The organism is Pseudomonas sp. NPDC079367 (genome assembly GCF_044542195.1).
In the GTDB taxonomy this organism is placed as follows: Bacteria; Pseudomonadota; Gammaproteobacteria; order Pseudomonadales; family Pseudomonadaceae; genus Aquipseudomonas.
Window position 1 is genome coordinate 18,826 of the sequence record NZ_JBITTW010000052.1, and the last position, 19,026, is coordinate 37,851.

At 59.9% G+C, this 19,026-nt stretch carries 21 protein-coding genes and 1 pseudogene; 12 read left to right on the forward strand and 10 right to left on the reverse strand.

Annotation, left to right across the window (positions count from 1 at the left end):
- Window positions 1-10: 10 nt before the first annotated feature.
- From hpf to ACIGDJ_RS26130, 7 genes are all read right to left on the reverse strand, one after another.
- Window positions 11-319 (reverse strand): ribosome hibernation-promoting factor, HPF/YfiA family, encoded by a 309-nt coding sequence (gene hpf / locus ACIGDJ_RS26100; RefSeq protein WP_007912419.1) that lies wholly within the window; start codon window positions 317-319, stop codon window positions 11-13.
- Window positions 320-392: 73 nt separating this feature from the next.
- Window positions 393-1,883 carry an RNA polymerase factor sigma-54 gene (locus ACIGDJ_RS26105; RefSeq protein WP_101159245.1) on the reverse strand — a complete coding sequence of 497 codons (1,491 nt, stop codon included), beginning with the start codon at window positions 1,881-1,883 and terminating at the stop codon, window positions 393-395.
- Between the two features lie 166 nt (window positions 1,884-2,049).
- Window positions 2,050-2,775, reverse strand: coding sequence for an LPS export ABC transporter ATP-binding protein (gene lptB, locus ACIGDJ_RS26110; protein ID WP_024011621.1), 726 nt, complete (start codon window positions 2,773-2,775; stop codon window positions 2,050-2,052).
- Window positions 2,775-3,320, reverse strand: coding sequence for a lipopolysaccharide transport periplasmic protein LptA (lptA, locus tag ACIGDJ_RS26115; protein ID WP_039759374.1), 546 nt, complete (start codon window positions 3,318-3,320; stop codon window positions 2,775-2,777). Before lptA ends, lptB begins: the two co-directional genes overlap by 1 nt.
- Window positions 3,307-3,879 (reverse strand): LPS export ABC transporter periplasmic protein LptC, encoded by a 573-nt coding sequence (lptC, locus tag ACIGDJ_RS26120; RefSeq protein WP_133334732.1) that lies wholly within the window; start codon window positions 3,877-3,879, stop codon window positions 3,307-3,309. The genes lptA and lptC overlap by 14 nt, the downstream gene beginning before the upstream one ends.
- Window positions 3,880-3,887: 8 nt before the next feature.
- On the reverse strand, window positions 3,888-4,412 hold the full coding sequence (locus ACIGDJ_RS26125) for an HAD family hydrolase (RefSeq protein WP_101159246.1): 525 nt from the start codon (window positions 4,410-4,412) through the stop codon (window positions 3,888-3,890).
- A complete protein-coding gene (locus tag ACIGDJ_RS26130; RefSeq protein ID WP_101159247.1) occupies window positions 4,412-5,386 on the reverse strand; it encodes a KpsF/GutQ family sugar-phosphate isomerase in 975 nt (324 codons plus the stop codon). The genes ACIGDJ_RS26125 and ACIGDJ_RS26130 overlap by 1 nt, the downstream gene beginning before the upstream one ends.
- Before the next feature lie 273 nt (window positions 5,387-5,659).
- Between ACIGDJ_RS26130 and ACIGDJ_RS26135 the strand changes: the two genes are divergently transcribed.
- The 10 genes from ACIGDJ_RS26135 (at window position 5,660) to hisC (ending at window position 13,627) form a co-directional block, all read left to right on the forward strand.
- Window positions 5,660-6,469: an ATP-binding cassette domain-containing protein gene (locus ACIGDJ_RS26135; RefSeq protein ID WP_101159248.1), complete on the forward strand. Its 810-nt coding sequence runs from the start codon at window positions 5,660-5,662 to the stop codon at window positions 6,467-6,469.
- Window positions 6,469-7,266 carry a lipid asymmetry maintenance ABC transporter permease subunit MlaE gene (gene mlaE, locus ACIGDJ_RS26140; RefSeq protein ID WP_101159249.1) on the forward strand — a complete coding sequence of 266 codons (798 nt, stop codon included), beginning with the start codon at window positions 6,469-6,471 and terminating at the stop codon, window positions 7,264-7,266. Before ACIGDJ_RS26135 ends, mlaE begins: the two co-directional genes overlap by 1 nt.
- The gene (gene mlaD / locus ACIGDJ_RS26145; protein WP_093104671.1) at window positions 7,266-7,733 is read left to right on the forward strand and encodes an outer membrane lipid asymmetry maintenance protein MlaD; all 468 of its coding nucleotides are present in this window, start codon (window positions 7,266-7,268) and stop codon (window positions 7,731-7,733) included. The genes mlaE and mlaD overlap by 1 nt, the downstream gene beginning before the upstream one ends.
- A gap of 11 nt (window positions 7,734-7,744) precedes the next feature.
- Window positions 7,745-8,398 (forward strand): ABC transporter substrate-binding protein, encoded by a 654-nt coding sequence (locus ACIGDJ_RS26150; protein WP_312995181.1) that lies wholly within the window; start codon window positions 7,745-7,747, stop codon window positions 8,396-8,398.
- Window positions 8,395-8,700: a lipid asymmetry maintenance protein MlaB gene (locus tag ACIGDJ_RS26155; protein WP_039759362.1), complete on the forward strand. Its 306-nt coding sequence runs from the start codon at window positions 8,395-8,397 to the stop codon at window positions 8,698-8,700. The genes ACIGDJ_RS26150 and ACIGDJ_RS26155 overlap by 4 nt, the downstream gene beginning before the upstream one ends.
- A 115-nt stretch (window positions 8,701-8,815) precedes the next feature.
- On the forward strand, window positions 8,816-9,055 hold the full coding sequence (locus tag ACIGDJ_RS26160; RefSeq protein WP_008085051.1) for a BolA family protein: 240 nt from the start codon (window positions 8,816-8,818) through the stop codon (window positions 9,053-9,055).
- A gap of 22 nt (window positions 9,056-9,077) precedes the next feature.
- A complete protein-coding gene (gene murA, locus ACIGDJ_RS26165; RefSeq protein WP_101159251.1) occupies window positions 9,078-10,343 on the forward strand; it encodes a UDP-N-acetylglucosamine 1-carboxyvinyltransferase in 1,266 nt (421 codons plus the stop codon).
- Between the two features lie 128 nt (window positions 10,344-10,471).
- The gene (gene hisG / locus ACIGDJ_RS26170) at window positions 10,472-11,107 is read left to right on the forward strand and encodes an ATP phosphoribosyltransferase (protein ID WP_095180378.1); all 636 of its coding nucleotides are present in this window, start codon (window positions 10,472-10,474) and stop codon (window positions 11,105-11,107) included.
- 126 nt (window positions 11,108-11,233) lie between these two features.
- Window positions 11,234-12,571: a histidinol dehydrogenase gene (hisD, locus tag ACIGDJ_RS26175; RefSeq protein WP_397480016.1), complete on the forward strand. Its 1,338-nt coding sequence runs from the start codon at window positions 11,234-11,236 to the stop codon at window positions 12,569-12,571.
- Between the two features lie 3 nt (window positions 12,572-12,574).
- On the forward strand, window positions 12,575-13,627 hold the full coding sequence (hisC, locus tag ACIGDJ_RS26180) for a histidinol-phosphate transaminase (RefSeq protein WP_101159253.1): 1,053 nt from the start codon (window positions 12,575-12,577) through the stop codon (window positions 13,625-13,627).
- A gap of 113 nt (window positions 13,628-13,740) precedes the next feature.
- Here hisC and ACIGDJ_RS26185 read toward each other — a convergent pair whose 3' ends face one another.
- From ACIGDJ_RS26185 to algW, 3 genes are all read right to left on the reverse strand, one after another.
- A complete protein-coding gene (locus ACIGDJ_RS26185) occupies window positions 13,741-14,460 on the reverse strand; it encodes a DUF4198 domain-containing protein (protein WP_101159254.1) in 720 nt (239 codons plus the stop codon).
- Between the two features lie 12 nt (window positions 14,461-14,472).
- On the reverse strand, window positions 14,473-16,578 hold the full coding sequence (locus ACIGDJ_RS26190; protein ID WP_397480017.1) for a TonB-dependent siderophore receptor: 2,106 nt from the start codon (window positions 16,576-16,578) through the stop codon (window positions 14,473-14,475).
- 88 nt (window positions 16,579-16,666) lie between these two features.
- A complete protein-coding gene (algW, locus tag ACIGDJ_RS26195) occupies window positions 16,667-17,824 on the reverse strand; it encodes a Do family serine endopeptidase AlgW (RefSeq protein WP_101159256.1) in 1,158 nt (385 codons plus the stop codon).
- A gap of 104 nt (window positions 17,825-17,928) precedes the next feature.
- Here algW and ACIGDJ_RS26200 point away from each other — a divergent pair, with 104 nt between their 5' ends.
- Both ACIGDJ_RS26200 and ACIGDJ_RS26205 read left to right on the forward strand, forming a co-directional pair.
- Window positions 17,929-18,687 (forward strand): Nif3-like dinuclear metal center hexameric protein, encoded by a 759-nt coding sequence (locus tag ACIGDJ_RS26200; RefSeq protein ID WP_101159257.1) that lies wholly within the window; start codon window positions 17,929-17,931, stop codon window positions 18,685-18,687.
- A 244-nt stretch (window positions 18,688-18,931) separates the two neighbouring features.
- A pseudogene (locus ACIGDJ_RS26205) lies at window positions 18,932-19,026 on the forward strand (sulfate adenylyltransferase small subunit); the annotation flags it as partial.

The window sequence follows — 19,026 nt, forward strand, 5'->3', positions numbered from 1 at the left end:
GATAGGGGTGTTAACGACCGGTCGCGCCCTGTAGGAGGCTCTGGGTCTTTTCCTTATGCTTTTTGAGTTGGCGATCCAGCTTGTCGGTGAGTGAGTCGATCGCAGCGTACATGTCAGTATCTTCTGCGTTGGCGACCACTTCGCTGCCGGGGATATGCAAGGTGGCTTCGATCTTCTGCTTCAGTTTTTCGACACACATCGTCACCTGCACGTTGGTGATCTTGTCGAAATGTCGCTCCAGTCGTTGGAGTTTTTCCTCGATGTAGGAACGCAGAGGTTGGGTCACTTCCAGTTGGTGTCCACTGATGTTGACTTGCATACAGCTTCTCCTTCGTTGCCAGTGCATAAAGCGGCAGGCCGAAAAGCCTGCCACTGGAACGCTGTAACGTGGCTTACATCAACCGCTTGCGTTCGCTCGAAGGCGCGATTCCGAGGGATTCGCGGTACTTGGCGACGGTGCGGCGAGCCACCTGAATGCCTTGTGCCTCCAGTAAACCAGCGATCTTGCTGTCACTCAACGGCTTTTTCTGATTTTCCGCAGCGACCAGTTTCTTGATGATCGCGCGGATCGCCGTGGACGAGCATTCGCCGCCTTCGGAGGTGCTGACGTGGCTGGAGAAAAAGTATTTGAGTTCATAGATACCGCGCGGGGTATGCATGAATTTTTGCGTAGTCACCCGGGAAATCGTCGATTCGTGCATGCCGACTGCTTCGGCGATGTCATGCAATACCAACGGCTTCATCGCTTCGTCGCCGTACTCCAGAAAACCGCGCTGATGCTCGACGATCTGCGTGGCTACTTTCATCAGGGTTTCATTGCGGCTCTGCAGGCTCTTGATGAACCAGCGGGCTTCCTGCAACTGATTGCGCATGAAGGTGTTGTCGGCGCTGGTGTCGGCGCGTTTGACGAAACCGGCGTACTGGGCGTTGACGCGCAAGCGTGGCACCGATTCCTGGTTCAGCTCAACCAGCCAGCGTTCGTTGTCCTTGCGCACGATCACGTCAGGAATGACGTATTCGGCTTCGGTCGACTCGATCTGCGAGCCCGGGCGCGGATTAAGGCTCTGCACCAGCTCGATGACCTGGCGCAGTTCGTCTTCCTTGAGCTTCATGCGGCGCATCAACTGGCTGTAATCGCGGCTGCCGAGCAGGTCGATGTAATCGGCGACGAGGCGCTTGGCCTCGGCCAGCCACGGTGTTTTGGCCGGCAACTGGCGCAGTTGCAAAAGCAGGCATTCGCTGAGGTTGCGCGCGCCGATCCCGGCGGGCTCAAATTGCTGGATGCGATGCAGGACGGCTTCGATCTCGTCGAGTTCGATGTCCAGTTCCGGATCGAACGCTTCAAGAATTTCTTCGAGTGTTTCGTCCAGATAGCCCTGATTATTGATGCAGTCGATCAGAGTGACGGCGATCAGGCGATCGGTGTCGGACATCGGCGCCAGGTTCAGTTGCCAGAGCAGGTGGCTCTGCAGGCTTTCGCCGGCGGAGGTGCGGGTGGTGAAATCCCATTCGTCGTCATCGCTGCTGGGCAGGCTGCTGGCGCTGGTCTGATAGACATCTTCCCATGCCGTATCCACGGGCAGTTCATTGGGGATGCGTTCGTTCCATTCGCCATCCTCGAGGTTATCCACCGTCGGAGCGGCTTCCTGATAGGAAGGTTCCTGGATTTCGGCGGGTTTCTGTTCGGCGTTGTCGGCCAGAGGATCGGCGTTGTCGAAGTCGTCGCCTTCTTCCTGGCGCTCGAGCATCGGATTGGATTCCAGAGCCTCCTGGATCTCCTGTTGCAGGTCCAAGGTCGACAATTGGAGCAGGCGGATGGCCTGTTGCAGCTGCGGTGTCATCGTCAGCTGCTGGCCCATTCTCAAGACTAGCGATGGTTTCATGGCAGGGGCTTAACACCTTATTCGCCGGCGCTTTGCGCCATCCACTACAGGGCGCCGAAGCGCCAAACTTAAGCAAATTATATGCCTGAAACTGAAGTGTTTGCCTAGAGCGCTGTAACAATTAAAGCGGATAAATGCGCCTTGAATCGATACAGCGCTGTCGCGCTTACAGGCGGAACTCGTGACCCAGATACACTTCCTTGACCAGATCGTTGGCCAGGATGGTCTCGGCATCGCCTTCAGCGATCAGTTGACCGTCGTTCACGATGTAAGCGGTCTCGCAGATATCCAGGGTCTCGCGGACGTTGTGGTCGGTGATCAGCACACCGATGCCTTTGGCCTTGAGGTGGTGGATGATCTGCTTGATGTCGCCGACCGAGATTGGGTCGACACCCGCGAACGGTTCGTCGAGCAGAATGAATTTTGGCGCAGTGGCCAAGGCTCGGGCGATTTCCACCCGACGGCGCTCGCCGCCGGACAGGCTCATGCCGAGGTTGTCGCGGATGTGGCTGATGTGGAATTCCTGCAGCAGGCTTTCCAGCTCCTTGCGGCGACCGGCCTTGTCGAGCTCCGGGCGGGTCTCGAGGATCGCCATGATGTTGTCGGCAACCGACAGTTTGCGGAAGATCGACGCTTCTTGCGGCAGATAGCCGATACCGGCCTTGGCGCGGCCGTGCATTGGCTGGTGGCTGACGTCCAGATCATCGATCAGCACGCGGCCCTGATCGGCCTGCACCAGGCCGACGATCATGTAGAAGCACGTGGTCTTGCCGGCGCCGTTGGGGCCGAGCAAGCCGACGATCTGCCCGCTGTCGATCGACAGGCTGACGTCACGCACGACCTGGCGGCTTTTATAGGCCTTGGCCAGGTGCTGAGCTTTCAGAGTTGCCATTACTGGGATTTCTCTTCGGTTTTCTTCTTCGGCTGGATCACCATATCGATGCGCGGACGCGCTTCGGTGACCTTGCTGCCCGTGGCGCGACCGGCGCTGGCCAGTTTTTTCACGGTGTCATAGACGATTTTTTCGCCTTGGGTGACGTTGCCGTCCTTGTCGACGACCTTGGCCTTGTCGATCAGCACCACACGGTTTTGCTGAGCGTGGTATTGAATCGTCACGCCGTAGCCTTGAACGGGCTTGGCGTCGCCCTGCGTCTGCAACTGCTCGAAGTAAGCCAGGTTGCCCACCGAGGTCACCACGTCGATGTCGCCATTGGGCGCGCGAGTCATCGTCACGGTGTTGCCTTTAACGATCATCGAGCCCTGGGTGATGATCACGTCACCTTTATAGGTGGCGATGCCATTCTTGTCGTCGAGTTGGGCGTCGTCGGCCTGAATGCGGATAGGTTGCTGCTGATCGTTCGGCAGGGACCAGGCGCTCGCGCTTCCCAGTGCTGCGCCCAGACTGAGCAAAATAGGGAGGGTTTTAACGAGCCTCATACTGTCCTCTTACGTTCGATTGCAGGTGTATCCTGCTGTCCTTCAGGTACGCTTTCATTCCGACGCCAGTCGATACGCCGCCAGCGCCCTCGATTCTAACGGGTTGCGCGGTCTGCGCATATTCTTGCTGCGGGAACACGGTCATGCGGGTGCTGGTGATCAGGGTGCCGCGCTGTTTCTCATCGGTGCGTTGTACGCGCACCGAATCGATCAATTCCACTTCGGTGCCGCCGGAGTTCACTTCGCCGCGCTCGCTGGTTACGTGCCATGGGAAGTCGGTTCCGCGATACATGTTCAGATCAGGTTTGGTCACCAGCGTAATGTCGGTGGCCTTGACGTGCTCGGCCTTGTCTGAGGTCATCTCGTACTGCACCTTGCCGTCGGGCAGGTACTGAATGGTGTGCGTGTTGGTCGCGTACCAATCGATCGGATTTTCGGCGGTCGAGACCGGTGGCTTGTCGAGGAAGCGTTCCGGGCTGATGTTCCAATAGCCCACGGCAGCGAAGATCGCCGCAATGCAGCCGAACAGCAGGAAATTGCGAAACTTTTTGCTAAACATGGTCAGGCTCACAGATACGCGGCGTTGGCCGCTTCGAGGCGGCCCTGGGCGCGCAGGATCAATTCGCAAAACTCGCGGGCGGCACCTTCGCCGCCACGGGCGCGGGTAACGCCGTGGGCGTGCTCGCGGACAAATTCGGCAGCGTTGGCCACCGCCATGCCCAGCCCTACGCGGCGAATCACCGGCAAGTCTGGCAGGTCGTCACCAAGGTAGGCGACTTCTTCATAGCTTAGGCCCAGTTGTGCGAGCAAACCGTCGAGTACCACCAATTTGTCTTCGCGCCCCTGGAACAGGTGCGGAATACCGAGGTTCTTCGCGCGCCGCTCGACCACCGGGGTCTTGCGTCCGCTGATGATCGCGGTTTGCACGCCGGCATTCATCAGCATCTTGATGCCCTGGCCGTCGAGGGTGTTGAAGGTCTTGAACTCGCTGCCGTCTTCGAGGAAGTACAGGCGGCCGTCGGTGAGCACACCGTCGACGTCAAAGACTGCCAGTTTGATCGCTTTGCCGCGTTGCAGCAGATCGTTGCTCATTACATGACTCCTGCGCGCAGCAGATCGGAGAGGTTGAAGGCGCCGATCGGGCGATCCTCCTCGTCGACGACTACCAGGGCGCTGATTCGATGGTCTTCCATGATTTTCAAGGCTTCAGCGGCAAGCATGTCGGGCCGCGCGGTCTTGCCGTGTGCGGTCATCACTTCGTCGATGGTGGCGTTGCGAATGTCGATGGTGCGATCCAGGGTGCGGCGCAGATCACCGTCGGTGAAGATCCCGGCGAGTTTGCCGTCGGCTTCAAGGATAGCGGTCATGCCGAGGCCCTTGCGGGTCATTTCCATCAACGCATCCTTGAGCAGGGTGCCGCGTTGTACCTGCGGCAGTTGCTCTCCGGCGTGCATGACGTTTTCCACTTTCAGCAACAGGCGTCGGCCAAGTGCGCCGCCCGGATGCGAGAACGCAAAATCTTCGGCGGTAAAACCGCGTGCTTCCAGCAAGGCAACAGCCAAGGCATCACCCATCACCAGTGCAGCGGTGGTCGAGGACGTCGGGGCCAGGTTCAGCGGGCAGGCTTCGTGCTCGACATGCACGTTGAGATTGACCTCCGCAGCCTTCGCCAGTGGCGACTGCGGGTTGCCGGTAACGCTGATCAGCTGGATGCCCAGGCGTTTGATCAAGGGCAGCAGCGTGATGATTTCGTTGGTCGAGCCAGAGTTCGACAGGGCCAGAATGACGTCGTCGCGGGTGATCATGCCCATGTCACCGTGGCTGGCTTCCGCCGGATGCACGAAAAACGCCGGGGTGCCGGTGCTGGCCAGGGTGGCGGCGATCTTGTTGCCGATGTGCCCGGATTTGCCCATGCCGACTACGACCACACGACCCTTGCTCGCCAGAATCATCTCGCAAGCGCGTACGAAATCGGCGTCGATATGGGCCATCAAGCCTTGGACGGCTTCCACTTCGAGGCGGATGGTGCGTTGTGCCGATTGAATCAGGTCGCGGGTTTTGCTCATGTCAGAATCGTATGGGCCGATGAAAAGGCGGCGATTATAGCGGTTATGTGGCAAAGCCTCACGCAAGTTCGTCGTGCTTTGTCATCACTGGTTACCAAAACCCTCCGAAAGTCGCTCCCACCTTAATTCTGTCGGCGACTGTGCCCGGCTTCTCGCTTGGGCGCTCAGCCATTGCAGTGATATAGTTCGCCGCCAGTTCGGCCTGCCCGGGATGCAGGTGTTTCCTAGGAAAGTCTGGCATCCCAGTGAGAGGCTGCATCGCAAGGAGTTTAGATGAGTGCCGATAACGCCTACGCGGTCGAGCTGAAGGGAGTCTCCTTCAAGCGCGGTGCGCGGAGCATTTTCAATAACGTCGATATCCGCATCCCGCGCGGCAAGGTCACCGGCATCATGGGGCCTTCCGGCTGCGGCAAGACCACGCTGCTGCGCCTGATGGGCGCGCAGTTGCGGCCGTCCAGCGGCGAAGTCTGGGTCAACGGGCAGAACCTGCCGACGCTGTCGCGCAGTGATCTGTTCGATGCGCGCAAACACATGGGCGTACTGTTTCAGAGCGGTGCGCTGTTCACCGATCTTGATGTGTTCGAGAACGTGGCCTTCCCGCTGCGGGTTCATACCCAACTGCCGGAGGACATGATCCGTGACATCGTCCTGCTGAAGTTGCAGGCGGTGGGGCTGCGTGGCGCCATCGAGCTGATGCCGGACGAACTGTCCGGCGGCATGAAGCGCCGCGTGGCCCTGGCCCGGGCGATTGCCCTCGATCCGCAGATTCTCATGTACGACGAGCCTTTCGTGGGTCAGGATCCGATCGCCATGGGCGTGTTGGTGCGCCTGATCCGCCTGCTTAACGATGCACTGGGAATCACCAGTATCGTGGTGTCCCATGATCTGGCGGAGACCGCGAGCATTGCCGACTACATCTATATAGTGGGCGATGGTCAGGTACTGGGACAGGGCACACCGGATGAACTGATGAATTCGGATGAGCCGCGTATCCGCCAGTTCATGACCGGTGATCCCGATGGCCCGGTGCCGTACCATTTTCCAGCGACGGATTACCGCGCAGATCTTCTGGGGAAGCGCTGATGCGCAGAATTTCATTGATGGAACGCGTGCGTCGGTTCGGCGAATCGGCGATCGACGCGGTCGCGGTGTTTGGTCGAGCGACCCTGTTCCTGTTTCATGCCCTGTTGGGGCGTGGCGGTACCAGCGGTGGTTTCGGTCTGTTGGTCAAGCAGCTGCACTCGGTTGGCGTCATGTCGCTGGTGATCATCGTGGTCTCCGGCATTTTCATCGGCATGGTTCTCGCGCTGCAGGGCTTCAGCATCCTTTCCAGCTATGGTTCAGAGCAGGCGGTGGGGCAGATGGTCGCCCTGACGTTGCTGCGTGAACTGGGGCCGGTGGTCACGGCACTGCTGTTTGCCGGTCGGGCCGGTTCGGCGCTGACCGCCGAGATCGGCAACATGAAATCCACCGAACAGTTATCCAGTCTGGAAATGATCGGTGTCGATCCGCTCAAGTACATCATTGCCCCGCGCCTGTGGGCCGGCTTCATTTCCCTGCCGGTGCTGGCGATGATCTTCAGCGTCGTCGGCATCTGGGGCGGTTCCTGGGTCGCGGTCGACTGGCTGGGCGTCTACGAAGGCTCGTACTGGGCGAACATGCAGAACAGCGTGACCTTCACCAGCGACGTGCTCAATGGCGTGATCAAAAGCGTCGTTTTCGCCTTTGTCGTCACCTGGATCGCCGTATTCCAAGGCTATGACTGTGAGCCCACTTCCGAAGGGATCAGTCGTGCTACCACCAAGACCGTGGTGTTTGCCTCGCTGGCAGTGCTCGGCCTGGACTTTATTCTGACCGCTTTGATGTTTGGAGATTTCTGATGCAAAACCGCACCCTGGAAATCGGTGTCGGCCTGTTCCTGCTGGCAGGGATCCTGGCTTTGCTGCTGCTCGCCTTGCGCGTCAGCGGCCTGTCTCCGACTGCGTCCACCGACACCTACAAGTTGTATGCGTATTTCGACAATATCGCCGGTCTGACGGTCAGAGCCAAAGTGACCATGGCCGGTGTGACCATCGGCAAGGTCACGGCAATCGATCTGGATCGCGACAGCTTCACCGGTCGGGTCACGCTGCAAGTGGATAAAAAGGTCGACAACCTGCCGGTCGATTCCACAGCGTCTATCCTCACCGCGGGTCTGCTGGGCGAGAAATACATCGGTATCAGCGTCGGCGGTGAAGACACTCAGTTGAAAGACGGTGGAACCATCCATGACACGCAGTCGTCACTGGTACTGGAAGACCTGATCGGTAAATTCCTGCTCAATACCGTTAGCAAAGACGCCAAATGAGGAGCTTTTGAATGATCTCTATCTTGCGACGTGGCCTGTTGGTGTTGCTCGCGGCCCTGCCGTTGATGGCTAACGCTGCACCGGGGCAATCGGCTCATGACCTGATTCAGGACACCACGAACCGGATGCTTGCCGACTTGCAGGCCAACAAAGAGAAGTACAAGCAGGATCCGCAGGATTTCTATGCGGCACTGAACAACATTGTCGGCCCGGTGGTGGATGCCGAGGGCATCTCCAAAAGCATCATGACCGTGAAGTATTCGCGCAAGGCCACGCCTGCACAGATGCAGCGCTTTCAGGAAAACTTCAAGCGCGGCCTGTTCCAGTTCTACGGCAACGCGCTGCTGGAGTACAACAACCAGGGCATCACCGTTGACCCGGCCAAAGACGAATCGGGCGACCGCACCAGCGTCAACATGACCGTCAAGGGCAGCAACGGGGCGATCTATCCGGTGCAGTACACCCTTGAAAAGATCGGCGGCGAGTGGAAGTTGCGCAACGTGATCATCAACGGTATCAACATCGGCAAACTGTTCCGTGACCAGTTCGCCGACGCCATGCAGCGCAATGGCAACGATCTGGACAAGACCATCGATGGCTGGGCCGGTGAAGTGGCCAAGGCCAAGCAGGAAACCGACAAAGCCACCGCGAAGCCAGCGCAATGAGTGAGGCGGCAGTTCGTATGAGTGATGTCGACGAGCTGGTGCTCAGCGGCGTGCTGGACTATCGCACCGGACCCGACCTGCGCAAGGAAGGGCAGGCGCTGATCAAGTCGAGCAAGGCGTCGGCGCTGGTCATCGATTGTTCGGCGGTACAGAAGTCCAGCAGTGTCGGCCTGTCGTTGCTGCTGTGCTTCATGCGTGATGCGCAGGCAGCCGGCAAGGCCGTCAGCATCCGCGCAATGCCGGAAGACATGCGCGAAATCGCTCAGGTCAGCGAATTGACCGAGCTGTTGGCGCACCCCTGAACCATCATCTGTAAAGAAGCCCCCCGTCAGAGTCCTGCGTTGCGGGGTTCGCAGGCGCGGGGCTTTTTTGTATGATGTCCGACCCGTGCGCACAGGGCGCCGATTGAGGTTGAGCATGCAGGCCGTAGAAGTGAAGAGCTTCCTTGAAGGAAAGCTGCCAGGAACGCTGGTAGAAGTTGAAGGCGAAGGCTGCAACTTCCAGCTGAACGTGATTAGCGATGAACTGGCGGCGTTGAGCCCGGTGAAGCGTCAGCAGCAGGTCTATGCCCATTTGAACCCATGGATCACCGATGGCAGCATCCATGCGGTCACTATGAAATTTTTCAGCAGCGCGGCCTGGGCCGAGCGCACCTGAGCCCTAGGGCGTCGAGATACTAATGGATAAATTGATTATTACCGGTGGCGCTCGTCTTGATGGCGAGATCCGCATTTCCGGCGCGAAGAACTCCGCTCTGCCGATTCTGGCCGCGACCTTGCTGTGCGATGGCCCGGTCACCGTTGGTAACCTGCCGCACCTGCACGACATCACCACCATGATCGAGCTGTTCGGGCGTATGGGCATTGAGCCTGTGATCGACGAGAAGCTCAGCGTCGAAATCGACCCGCGCACCATCAAGACCCTGATCGCGCCGTACGAACTGGTGAAAACCATGCGTGCGTCGATTCTGGTACTGGGCCCGATGGTTGCCCGTTTCGGTGAAGCGGAAGTCGCATTGCCTGGCGGCTGCGCCATCGGTTCGCGTCCGGTCGACCTCCACATCCGCGGTCTGGAAGCCATGGGCGCGGTCATCGACGTAGAAGGCGGCTACATCAAGGCCAAGGCGCCTGAAGGTGGCTTGCGCGGCGCGCACTTCTTCTTCGATACCGTCAGTGTGACCGGTACCGAAAACATCATGATGGCCGCAGCACTGGCCAAAGGCCGCAGCGTGCTGCAGAACGCCGCGCGCGAGCCTGAAGTGGTCGACCTGGCGAACTTCCTCAACGCCATGGGCGCCAAGGTTTCCGGCGCCGGCACCGACACCATCACCATCGACGGCGTCGAGCGTCTGGGTTCGGCTTTCTACAAGGTCATGCCTGACCGTATCGAAACCGGCACCTATCTGGTCGCCGCTGCCGTGACCGGTGGCCGCGTCAAGGTCAAGGACACCGATCCGACCATCCTCGAAGCGGTGCTGGAAAAGCTGCGTGAAGCCGGCGCGGAAATCACCTGCGGTGAAGACTGGATCGAGCTGAACATGCACGGCAAGCGCCCGAAAGCGGTCAACGTGCGCACTGCGCCGTACCCGGCGTTCCCGACCGACATGCAGGCGCAGTTCATTTCGCTCAACGCCATTGCCGAAGGCACCGGTGCGGTGATCGAGACGATCTTCGAAAACCGCTTCATGCACGTGTACGAATTGCACCGCATGGGCGCCAAGATCCAGGTCGAAGGCAACACCGCGATCGTCACCGGTACCGAAATCCTCAAGGGCGCGCCTGTGATGGCGACCGACCTGCGGGCTTCGGCCAGCCTGGTGATCTCGGCACTGGTTGCCGAAGGCGACACGCTGATCGACCGCATCTACCACATAGACCGTGGTTACGAGTGCATCGAAGAAAAACTGCAGATGCTCGGCGCCAAGATCCGTCGAGTTCCGGGCTGATCGCTGCATCGGGACACACGGACGTGTCCACTGAATTCGTTTCGAGTCGAGGGTGTGCGCACCCTCGATGTGTGTCCGGCGCCGATTGCGACCGGGCATGAGTACCTTGATAAGGACTGACGTTTCCCATGTTGACCATCGCACTGTCCAAGGGCCGCATCCTTGACGACACTCTGCCGCTTCTCGCTGAAGCGGGCATCGTGCCGACCGAGAATCCGGACAAGAGCCGCAAGCTGATCATCCCCACGACCCAGGACGATGTGCGTCTGCTGATCGTGCGTGCCACCGACGTGCCGACCTATGTCGAGCATGGCGCCGCCGACCTCGGCGTCGCCGGTAAGGACGTGCTGATGGAGTACAGTGGCCAGGGCCTGTACGAGCCGCTGGACCTGCAGATTGCTCAGTGCAAGCTGATGACCGCCGGCAAGATCGGCGCGGTCGAGCCCAAGGGCCGTCTGCGTGTGGCGACCAAGTTCGTCAATGTTGCCAAGCGTTACTACGCCGAGCAGGGCCGCCAGGTCGACATCATCAAGCTGTACGGCTCGATGGAGCTGGCGCCGCTGATTGGTCTGGCCGACAAGATCATCGACGTGGTCGACACCGGCAACACCCTGCGCGCCAATGGCCTGGAGCCCCAGGAACTGATCGCCACGATCAGCTCGCGACTGGTGGTCAACAAGGCCTCGATGAAAATGCAGCACGCCCGAATCCAGGCGTTGATCGACACCCTGCGCAACGCAGTGGAATCGCGACACCGCGGCTGATCTACCTGCGCGGCCCGAGGCCGCGCCGTCTATCCGCCTCATAGCCAGAATTCTCAGGTGCCCAAGCGGATCGAATGCTAGTTTCGGGCGCCTGAGTTTTTTGCCAATTCCTATGAGGCTCTCGCTATGACCGCACCGACTGCAATTCGCCGACTCAACGCTGCTGACCCGGATTTCGCGCATCATCTGGATCATCTGCTGAGCTGGGAAAGTGTGTCTGACGACTCGGTCAATCAGCGCGTGCTGGACATCATCAAGGCTGTGCGCGAGCGCGGTGACGCGGCGCTGGTCGAGTTCACCCAGAAATTCGACGGCCTCGAAGTAGCCTCGATGGCTGACCTGATCCTGCCGCGCGAGCGCCTGGAACTGGCCCTGACCCGCATCACTGCGCCGCAACGCGAGGCTTTGGAAAAAGCCGCTGCACGGGTGCGCAGCTATCACGAAAAGCAAAAGCAGGATTCCTGGAGCTACACCGAAGCCGACGGCACGGTGCTTGGCCAGAAGGTCACGCCGCTGGATCGCGCCGGTCTGTACGTGCCGGGTGGTAAGGCGTCGTATCCGTCGTCGGTGTTGATGAATGCGATTCCGGCCAAGGTCGCCGGCGTGACAGAAGTGGTCATGGTCGTGCCCACCCCGCGCGGTGAAATCAATGAATTGGTGTTGGCCGCTGCCTGCATCGCGGGCGTGGATCGCGTGTTCACCATCGGCGGTGCGCAAGCGGTTGCCGCGCTGGCCTACGGCACCGAAAGCGTGCCGCGTGTGGACAAAGTGGTTGGCCCAGGCAACATCTATGTCGCCACGGCCAAGCGCCATGTGTTTGGCCAGGTCGGCATCGACATGATCGCCGGCCCTTCGGAAATTCTTGTGGTCTGCGACGGCCAGACCGATCCGGACTGGATCGCCATGGATCTGTTCTCCCAGGCCGAGCACGACGAAGACGCGCAAGCGATTCTGGTCAGCCCGGACGCCGGGTTCCTCGACAAGGTGGCCGCGAGCATCGACAAACTGCTGCCGACCATGGACCGCGCGACCATCATCGAAACTTCGATCAATGGCCGTGGTGCGCTGATTCAGGTGAGCGACATGGCCCAGGCCATCGAAGTCGCCAACCGCATCGCCCCGGAACACCTGGAATTGTCGGTCGCTGACCCGCAAGCCTGGCTGCCGCAGATCCGCCACGCCGGTGCGATCTTCATGGGCCGCCACACCTCCGAAGCGCTGGGCGACTACTGCGCCGGCCCGAACCACGTGTTGCCGACTTCCGGCACCGCGCGTTTCTCCTCGCCGCTGGGTGTCTACGATTTCCAGAAGCGCTCGTCGATCATCTTCTGTTCCGAGGCCGGTGCTTCGGAGTTGGGCAAAACTGCATCGGTACTGGCCCGTGGCGAATCGCTGAGCGCCCACGCACGCAGCGCCGAATACCGCATCAAAGACGAAGACTTTCTGAAAGGGCAGGGGAACTGAGCGATGAGTAAATTCTGGAGCCCGTTCGTCAAGGACCTGGTGCCCTACGTGCCGGGCGAACAGCCGAAGCTGACCAAACTGGTCAAGCTCAATACCAACGAAAATCCATATGGCCCGTCGCCCAAAGCGCTGGCGGCGATGCAAGCCGAGCTCAACGACAACCTGCGCCTGTACCCGGACCCGAACAGTGATCTGCTGAAGAACGCCGTGGCCGAATACTACGGCGTGCAAACCAGTCAGGTGTTCCTCGGCAACGGTTCGGACGAAGTGCTCGCGCACATTTTTCACGGCCTGCTGCAACACGATCAACCGCTACTGTTCCCGGACATCAGCTACAGCTTCTATCCGGTTTACTGCGGGTTGTATGGCATTGAATTCGATGCGGTGCCGTTGGATGCGCAGTTCCAGATCAACCCCGCCGATTACGCCAGACCCAATGGCGGGGTCATTTTCCCTAACCCGAACGCCCCGACCGGTTGCCTGCTGGCGCTGGACGCGGTCGAGCAAATCCTCAAGGCCAGCCCGGATTCGGTTGTAGTGGTGGATGAGGCCTACATCGACTTCGGCGGCGAGACGGCAATCAGTCTGGTGGATCGCTATCCGAACCTGCTGGTGACGCAGACGCTGTCCAAGTCACGCTCGCTGGCCGGCCTGCGTGTCGGTCTGGCGGTGGGGCATCCAGAACTGATCGAGGCGCTGGAGCGGGTCAAGAACAGCTTCAACTCCTATCCGCTGGATCGTTTGGCAATTGTCGGTGCGGCGGCGGCGTTTGAAGATCGCGAGTATTTCGACAAAACCTGTCGTCAGGTGATCGAGAGCCGCAAATGGGTGGTGGCGCAGTTGCAGGCCAAGGGCTTTGAAGTGCTGCCATCAGCGGCAAACTTCATCTTCGCCCGGCATCCGCAGCATGACGCGGCGGGGCTGGCGGCAAAACTGCGCGAGCAGGGCGTGATCGTGCGGCATTTCAAGCAGGAGCGGATTGCGCAGTTCCTGCGCATTTCGATTGGCACGCCGGAGCAGAATCAGGCGCTGATCGACGGCCTGGGCGACCTCTGAATCGCCTTCGCGAGCAAGCCCGCTCCCACACTCAATCGCGTTTCTTCAGACGGACCGCGATTGAGTGTGGGAGCGGGCTTGTTCGCGAAAGGAGCGCCACCGCTTTCGAACCCTTACTCGTGATGCGGCTCGCCCAGGAAAGTCAGTGAACTGAACAACCCTCGACTGTCCACATCCGCGCTGTCCTTCACCGGCACCTCAACCTGCGCCGCAATCACATTCAACCCCTCATTTCTCACCAGCACTTGCGCACGCCCCTCCTTGTCGGTCTCGGTGCTCAGCGTATTCGGCGCGCTGCGATAGTCGCCAATCAACTTCACCCCCGCTGCCGGTTTGCCATCGAGCAACACCCGCACCGGCAATGAGTTGCCCGGCCCTACCGTCAGCGGGTCGACCTCCGGCAGGATCAACAGTTTGATCTGATCAAGTTTCGGCAACTTCGCCCCCGGCTGGTAAATCGCCAGGCTGTATTTGAACGTCTGTGTGGCCTCGGTGGCGCCAGGCACTTTGCTGCGCCCTTCATTGATCCACTTCTTGTCCGCCGTCTGCGACCACATGCCATTGTTCAACGCCACGGCCATTACCGCCGGCGGCTTCAACGGTTTCAGCCGGGCATGATCGGCCAGGCGCTCGACGCTGACCGGGATCATCTTGCCGACCGTGTCATAAGCCCATGCGCCGCTGATTTTCTGCGCCTTGAACGCGTTGTCTTCGGCGCCATGGCCGTAGACCACTTCGATGTTGCCGCGCCGCTGTTCGGTCCACAAACCGTGGGCCGAAACCTGCCCGGCGAACAGTGCGGCGAGGAGTGCGAGGGTTTTGCCGTAGTGCATGGTGACGTCCTTTTACAGGTTGAGTGTGAGGCTGACGGTGAAGTTGCGCGGCTCGCCGGGATTGACCCAGTAGTTGCTGTACGAGCGCTCGTAATACTTTTTGTCGAAGAGGTTGTTCAGGTTGAGGCCGACCGTGACGTTGTCGCTGGCCTTGTAGTGCGCGAGCAGGTCGACGGTCTGATAGGCCGGCAATTCGAAGTCGCTGCCGGATTCGCCCGAGCGGTCGCCGACGTAAGTGAACGCTGCGCCAACGTCCGAGCCGCGCAGATGGCCATCCTGAAATTCATACACCCCGAGCAGGCTGCCACTGCGTTTGGCCACGCCGAGGATGCGGCTGCCGGTGGGGATCGTCGCGTCGCCCTTGGTCACTTCGGCATCGATGTAGGCGAAGGCGCCGATGACCCGCACCGCATCGGTCACCTGGCCGCTCACTTGCCAGTCGAAGCCCTGACTGCGCGCTTTGCCCATGGCGCGACTGGTGTCGGTGGCCGGGTCGAGGGCGAGGACGTTTTCCTTGTCGATGTGGAAGAAGGCGAGGGTGCTGCTCACGCGCTCATCAAACAGTTCGTTCTTGATCCCCACTTCGTAACCGACGCCTTCTTCCGGGTCGAAGGATTTGCCGGCGGCGTCGAGGCCATTGTTCGGTTTGAACGAGGTCGAGGCGTTGGCGAACAGGCCGGTGTTCGGTGTCAGTTGATAGAGCAGGCCGGCGCGTTGGGTGAGGGCGTCGTGGCGCTGCTGGCTTTTGGCGTTGCGGCTGTGGTCGTCGATACGCTGGTCGAAGTGCTCGAAGCGCGCGCCAAGCATGCCGCGCAGTTTGTCGGTCAAGATGATCTGGTCCTGCAGGTTCAGCGCATGACTTTCGACGTGTTCGAAGAAATCGGTGCCCGAGCGTGCACCATTGGGTTTCGGCTGGCCGTAGACCGGTTTATAGATATCGATGGCGTAGGGGCCGCCGGCGATGGTGGTAACACGTTCGTCCTTGCGGTAATTCTCGTATTCGGTGCCGATCAGCAATTCATGCTGCCATGGGCCGAGGTCGACCAGACCGCGCAGTTCCAGTTGGGTAATGCTGTCGTGCCAACTGGTATCGCGCTCGCGCAAGCGGCGGTTGACCGTGTGGCCGTCGGCGTTCGGTGCTCGTTGTTCCGAAGCGTCGCCCCAGAGTTTGCCTTCCTTGTAGTGGCTGGCCAGACGCAGTTTCCAGCTGTCGTTCAGATGGTGTTCAAGGGTGGCCTGGAGCAGGTTGTTGTGGTTGTCGATGTTGCCGTCGTCAGGTTCGCCCAAGAAGGTCGAGCGTGATACGCCGCTCCATTTGTTGTTCGGCGCCACTACGCCACGATCGAAAGTCGAGTTGTGACGGACGATTTCGCTTTCCACCAGCAGCGAGGTATCCGGGTTCAACTGCCAACTGATCGAGGGCGCGACGAAGATCCGCTTACTGTCGACGTGATCGCGGAAGCTGTTGTTGTCTTCTACGGCGAGGTTGATGCGCGAAAGCACATCGCCCTGATCATCGAGGGGCGTGTTGACGTCCAGCGCAGTGCGATAGCGATCCCAACTGCCGGCGCTGGTTTGCAGTGTGGTGAACGCTTCACGCTGCGGTTTCTTGGTGACGATGTTCACCGTACCGCCGGGATCGCCGCGGCCGTACAGGCTGGCCGCCGGACCTTTGAGCACTTCGATGCGCTCGATGTTGGCCGCATCCGGCGTGCTCGGGTAACCGCGATTGGCGCTGAAGCCGTCCTTGTAGAACTCCGAAGTGGTGAAGCCGCGCACGCTGTATTCGTACAGGGTCAGGCCGCCGAAATTGTTCTGTTTCGATACACCGCCGGCGAAATCCAGCGCGCGCTCAACGCTGGTGCTGCCCAGATCCGAGAGCACGCTGGCCGGAACCACGCTGATGGCTTGCGGGATGTCGCGAATCGCCGTGTCGGTTTTGGTCGCACTGGCCGAGCGAGTCGCGCGATAACCGCTGACCGGGCCAATGGGTGATTCGTAGTCGGAGGTGACGCTGATGGCTTCCAGCTCAACGGCCTGTGATTCATCGGCGAAGGCGGGATCGCAGAGCAAACCCAGAGTCAGGCCCAACAGCGAGGCCTTTTTGCGAGACGACATGTTATGTTGTTCCAATTGTCAGAATTGAAACAATATAACATGCCTGTTGAGAATGTCTGTTATTCGCGCCCCTGGCGTGAAAACATTTTTATTGTTCTTTTTCTTTCACCGGTGCCGGCGGGGGCCGCAGACCGATTTCAGCCGTCAGCTTCAGCTCCTTGCCGTTGCGCATGACTTGAATTGTCACCTTGTCGGTCGGTTTGATCCGCGCGACCTGGTTCATCGAACGGCGACCATCGCCGGCCGGCTCGCCATCAATGCTCAGAATCACATCGCCCAGTTGCAGGCCGGCCTTCTGTGCCGGGCCGTCACGGAAGATTCCGGCGACGACAATCCCCGGGCGCCCGGACAAGCCAAACGATTCGGCCAGTTCCTGAGTCAGCGGTTGCACCTCAATGCCCAGCCAGCCGCGAATCACCTGACCGTGCTCAATGATCGACTTCATCACTTCCATCGCCAGTTTCACCGGAATGGCAAAACCGATGCCTTGCGAGCCGCCGGACTTGGAAAAGATCGCCGTGTTGATGCCAGTGAGGTTGCCGTTGGCATCGACCAGCGCGCCGCCGGAGTTGCCCGGGTTGATCGCCGCGTCGGTCTGGATGAAGTCTTCGTAGTTGTTCAGGCCCAACTGGTTACGCCCGGTGGCGCTGATGATGCCCATGGTCACAGTCTGGCCGACGCCGAACGGATTGCCGATGGCCAGCGCAACGTCGCCGATGCGAATGCTGTCGGAGCGGCCAACGGTGATCGCCGGCAGGTTTTTCAGGTCGATCTTCAACACCGCAAGGTCGGTCTCCGGATCGCTGCCGATCACCCGTGCCAGTGTTTCGCGACCATCCTTGAGTGCCACGACAATCTGGTCGGCGCCGCTGGTGACGTGGTTGTTGGTGAGGATGTAGCCTTCCGGGCTCATGATTACCCCGGAACCGAGGCTCGATTCCATGCGCTTCTGTTTTGGCGAGTTGTCACCGAAGAAACGGCGGAACTGCGGATCCTCGAACAAAGGATGCGCCGGTTTGTTGATGACCTTTGTGGTGTACAGGTTGACCACCGACGGCGCGGCGATGCCTACCGCGTCCGCATAGGACACCGGCCCCTGCTGCACGATCGTGGTCTGAGGGGCCTGTTGCAGATTGACGTCGAGGCTCGGCAGCCCGACCCACTCGGGGTAACGCTGAATAATCAACAGAGCGATAAGCACACCGGCCAACAGCGGCCAGCCAAAAAAACGCAGCGCCTTGAGCATTAAGCACGTTCCTGGAAAGGTTGCAGGCGAGGTCAGACCGCCCATAATGTCGCGCATTATACGAGGCCGCGCGTGCCTCTGAACGGGATATTTAGGAGTCTTTCATGGCCGTTGCCCTCAGCACCCTCGTTGAAGAAGCCGACCGTTACCTGGCCAGTGCGAAAATTGCCGATTATTGCCCCAACGGATTGCAGGTCGAAGGCCGCCCGCAGGTGATGCGCATCGTCAGCGGCGTCACCGCCAGCCAGGCTTTGCTGGACGCCGCCGTCGAAGCCGAGGCTGATCTGATCCTGGTCCACCACGGTTATTTCTGGAAAGGCGAAAACCCCTGCGTCACCGGGATGAAACAACGTCGATTGAAAACCCTGCTCAAGCACGACATCAGTTTGCTCGCCTATCACTTGCCGCTGGATCTGCACCCGGACGTGGGCAACAACGTGCAACTGGCGCGTCAGCTCGATATCACCGTCGAGGGGCCGCTGGATCCGGGCAATCCGAAAGTCGTCGGTCTGGTGGGTTCGCTGAACGAGCCGATGACTGCCCGGGACTTCGCGCGCAAGGTGCAGGACGCCATGGGCCGCGAGCCGCTGCTGATCGAAGGCAGCGGCATGATCCGTCGCGTCGGCTGGTGCACCGGTGGTGGCCAGGGTTATATCGATCAGGGCGTGGCGGCGGGTGTCGATCTGTTCATCAGTGGCGAGGCTTCCGAGCAGACTTTTCACAGTGCGCGGGAAAACGACATCAGTTTCATCGCCGCCGGCCACCACGCCACCGAGCGCTATGGCGTGCAGGCGCTGGGCGAGTACCTGGCGAAGCGCTTTGCCCTCGAGCACATCTTCATCGACATCCCGAACCCTATCTGACACACCGTTCCCTGTGTAGGAGCTGCCGAAGGCTGCGATCTTTTGATCTTGATCTTTAAAAACAAAATCAACAGATCGCAGCCTTCGGCCGCTCCTGCATGGGCCTTGGGCGCCCAAACGAGCAGGCATATTCATATACCCTTTCGATCTAGTTGGCGTCCTGATTAGAAGAGGTCGCTGTGCTAGGATTCCCCGCTCGAACACGGCCCGCTGGCCGTTCATAAGAAAGCTTTCGTGAGTAGCCATGGTCGACAAACTGACGCATCTGAAACAGCTGGAGGCGGAAAGCATCCACATCAACCGCCAGGAGGCCGCCGAGATAGACAAACCGGTGATGCT

Coding starts and splice junctions, on each gene's coding strand:
- hpf (WP_007912419.1), bottom strand. CDS start 319: ATGCAAGTCAACATCAGTGGACACCAACTGGAAGTGACCCAACCTCTG.
- ACIGDJ_RS26185 (WP_101159254.1), bottom strand. CDS start 14,460: ATGCACTACGGCAAAACCCTCGCACTCCTCGCCGCACTGTTCGCCGGG.
- murA (WP_101159251.1), top strand. CDS start 9,078: ATGGATAAATTGATTATTACCGGTGGCGCTCGTCTTGATGGCGAGATC.
- hisD (WP_397480016.1), top strand. CDS start 11,234: ATGACCGCACCGACTGCAATTCGCCGACTCAACGCTGCTGACCCGGAT.
- lptB (WP_024011621.1), bottom strand. CDS start 2,775: ATGGCAACTCTGAAAGCTCAGCACCTGGCCAAGGCCTATAAAAGCCGC.
- algW (WP_101159256.1), bottom strand. CDS start 17,824: ATGCTCAAGGCGCTGCGTTTTTTTGGCTGGCCGCTGTTGGCCGGTGTG.
- mlaD (WP_093104671.1), top strand. CDS start 7,266: ATGCAAAACCGCACCCTGGAAATCGGTGTCGGCCTGTTCCTGCTGGCA.
- lptA (WP_039759374.1), bottom strand. CDS start 3,320: ATGAGGCTCGTTAAAACCCTCCCTATTTTGCTCAGTCTGGGCGCAGCA.
- hisG (WP_095180378.1), top strand. CDS start 10,472: ATGTTGACCATCGCACTGTCCAAGGGCCGCATCCTTGACGACACTCTG.
- ACIGDJ_RS26150 (WP_312995181.1), top strand. CDS start 7,745: ATGATCTCTATCTTGCGACGTGGCCTGTTGGTGTTGCTCGCGGCCCTG.
- ACIGDJ_RS26130 (WP_101159247.1), bottom strand. CDS start 5,386: ATGAGCAAAACCCGCGACCTGATTCAATCGGCACAACGCACCATCCGC.
- ACIGDJ_RS26190 (WP_397480017.1), bottom strand. CDS start 16,578: ATGTCGTCTCGCAAAAAGGCCTCGCTGTTGGGCCTGACTCTGGGTTTG.
- ACIGDJ_RS26105 (WP_101159245.1), bottom strand. CDS start 1,883: ATGAAACCATCGCTAGTCTTGAGAATGGGCCAGCAGCTGACGATGACA.
- ACIGDJ_RS26200 (WP_101159257.1), top strand. CDS start 17,929: ATGGCCGTTGCCCTCAGCACCCTCGTTGAAGAAGCCGACCGTTACCTG.
- lptC (WP_133334732.1), bottom strand. CDS start 3,879: ATGTTTAGCAAAAAGTTTCGCAATTTCCTGCTGTTCGGCTGCATTGCG.
- mlaE (WP_101159249.1), top strand. CDS start 6,469: ATGCGCAGAATTTCATTGATGGAACGCGTGCGTCGGTTCGGCGAATCG.
- hisC (WP_101159253.1), top strand. CDS start 12,575: ATGAGTAAATTCTGGAGCCCGTTCGTCAAGGACCTGGTGCCCTACGTG.
- ACIGDJ_RS26160 (WP_008085051.1), top strand. CDS start 8,816: ATGCAGGCCGTAGAAGTGAAGAGCTTCCTTGAAGGAAAGCTGCCAGGA.
- ACIGDJ_RS26155 (WP_039759362.1), top strand. CDS start 8,395: ATGAGTGAGGCGGCAGTTCGTATGAGTGATGTCGACGAGCTGGTGCTC.
- ACIGDJ_RS26135 (WP_101159248.1), top strand. CDS start 5,660: ATGAGTGCCGATAACGCCTACGCGGTCGAGCTGAAGGGAGTCTCCTTC.
- ACIGDJ_RS26125 (WP_101159246.1), bottom strand. CDS start 4,412: ATGAGCAACGATCTGCTGCAACGCGGCAAAGCGATCAAACTGGCAGTC.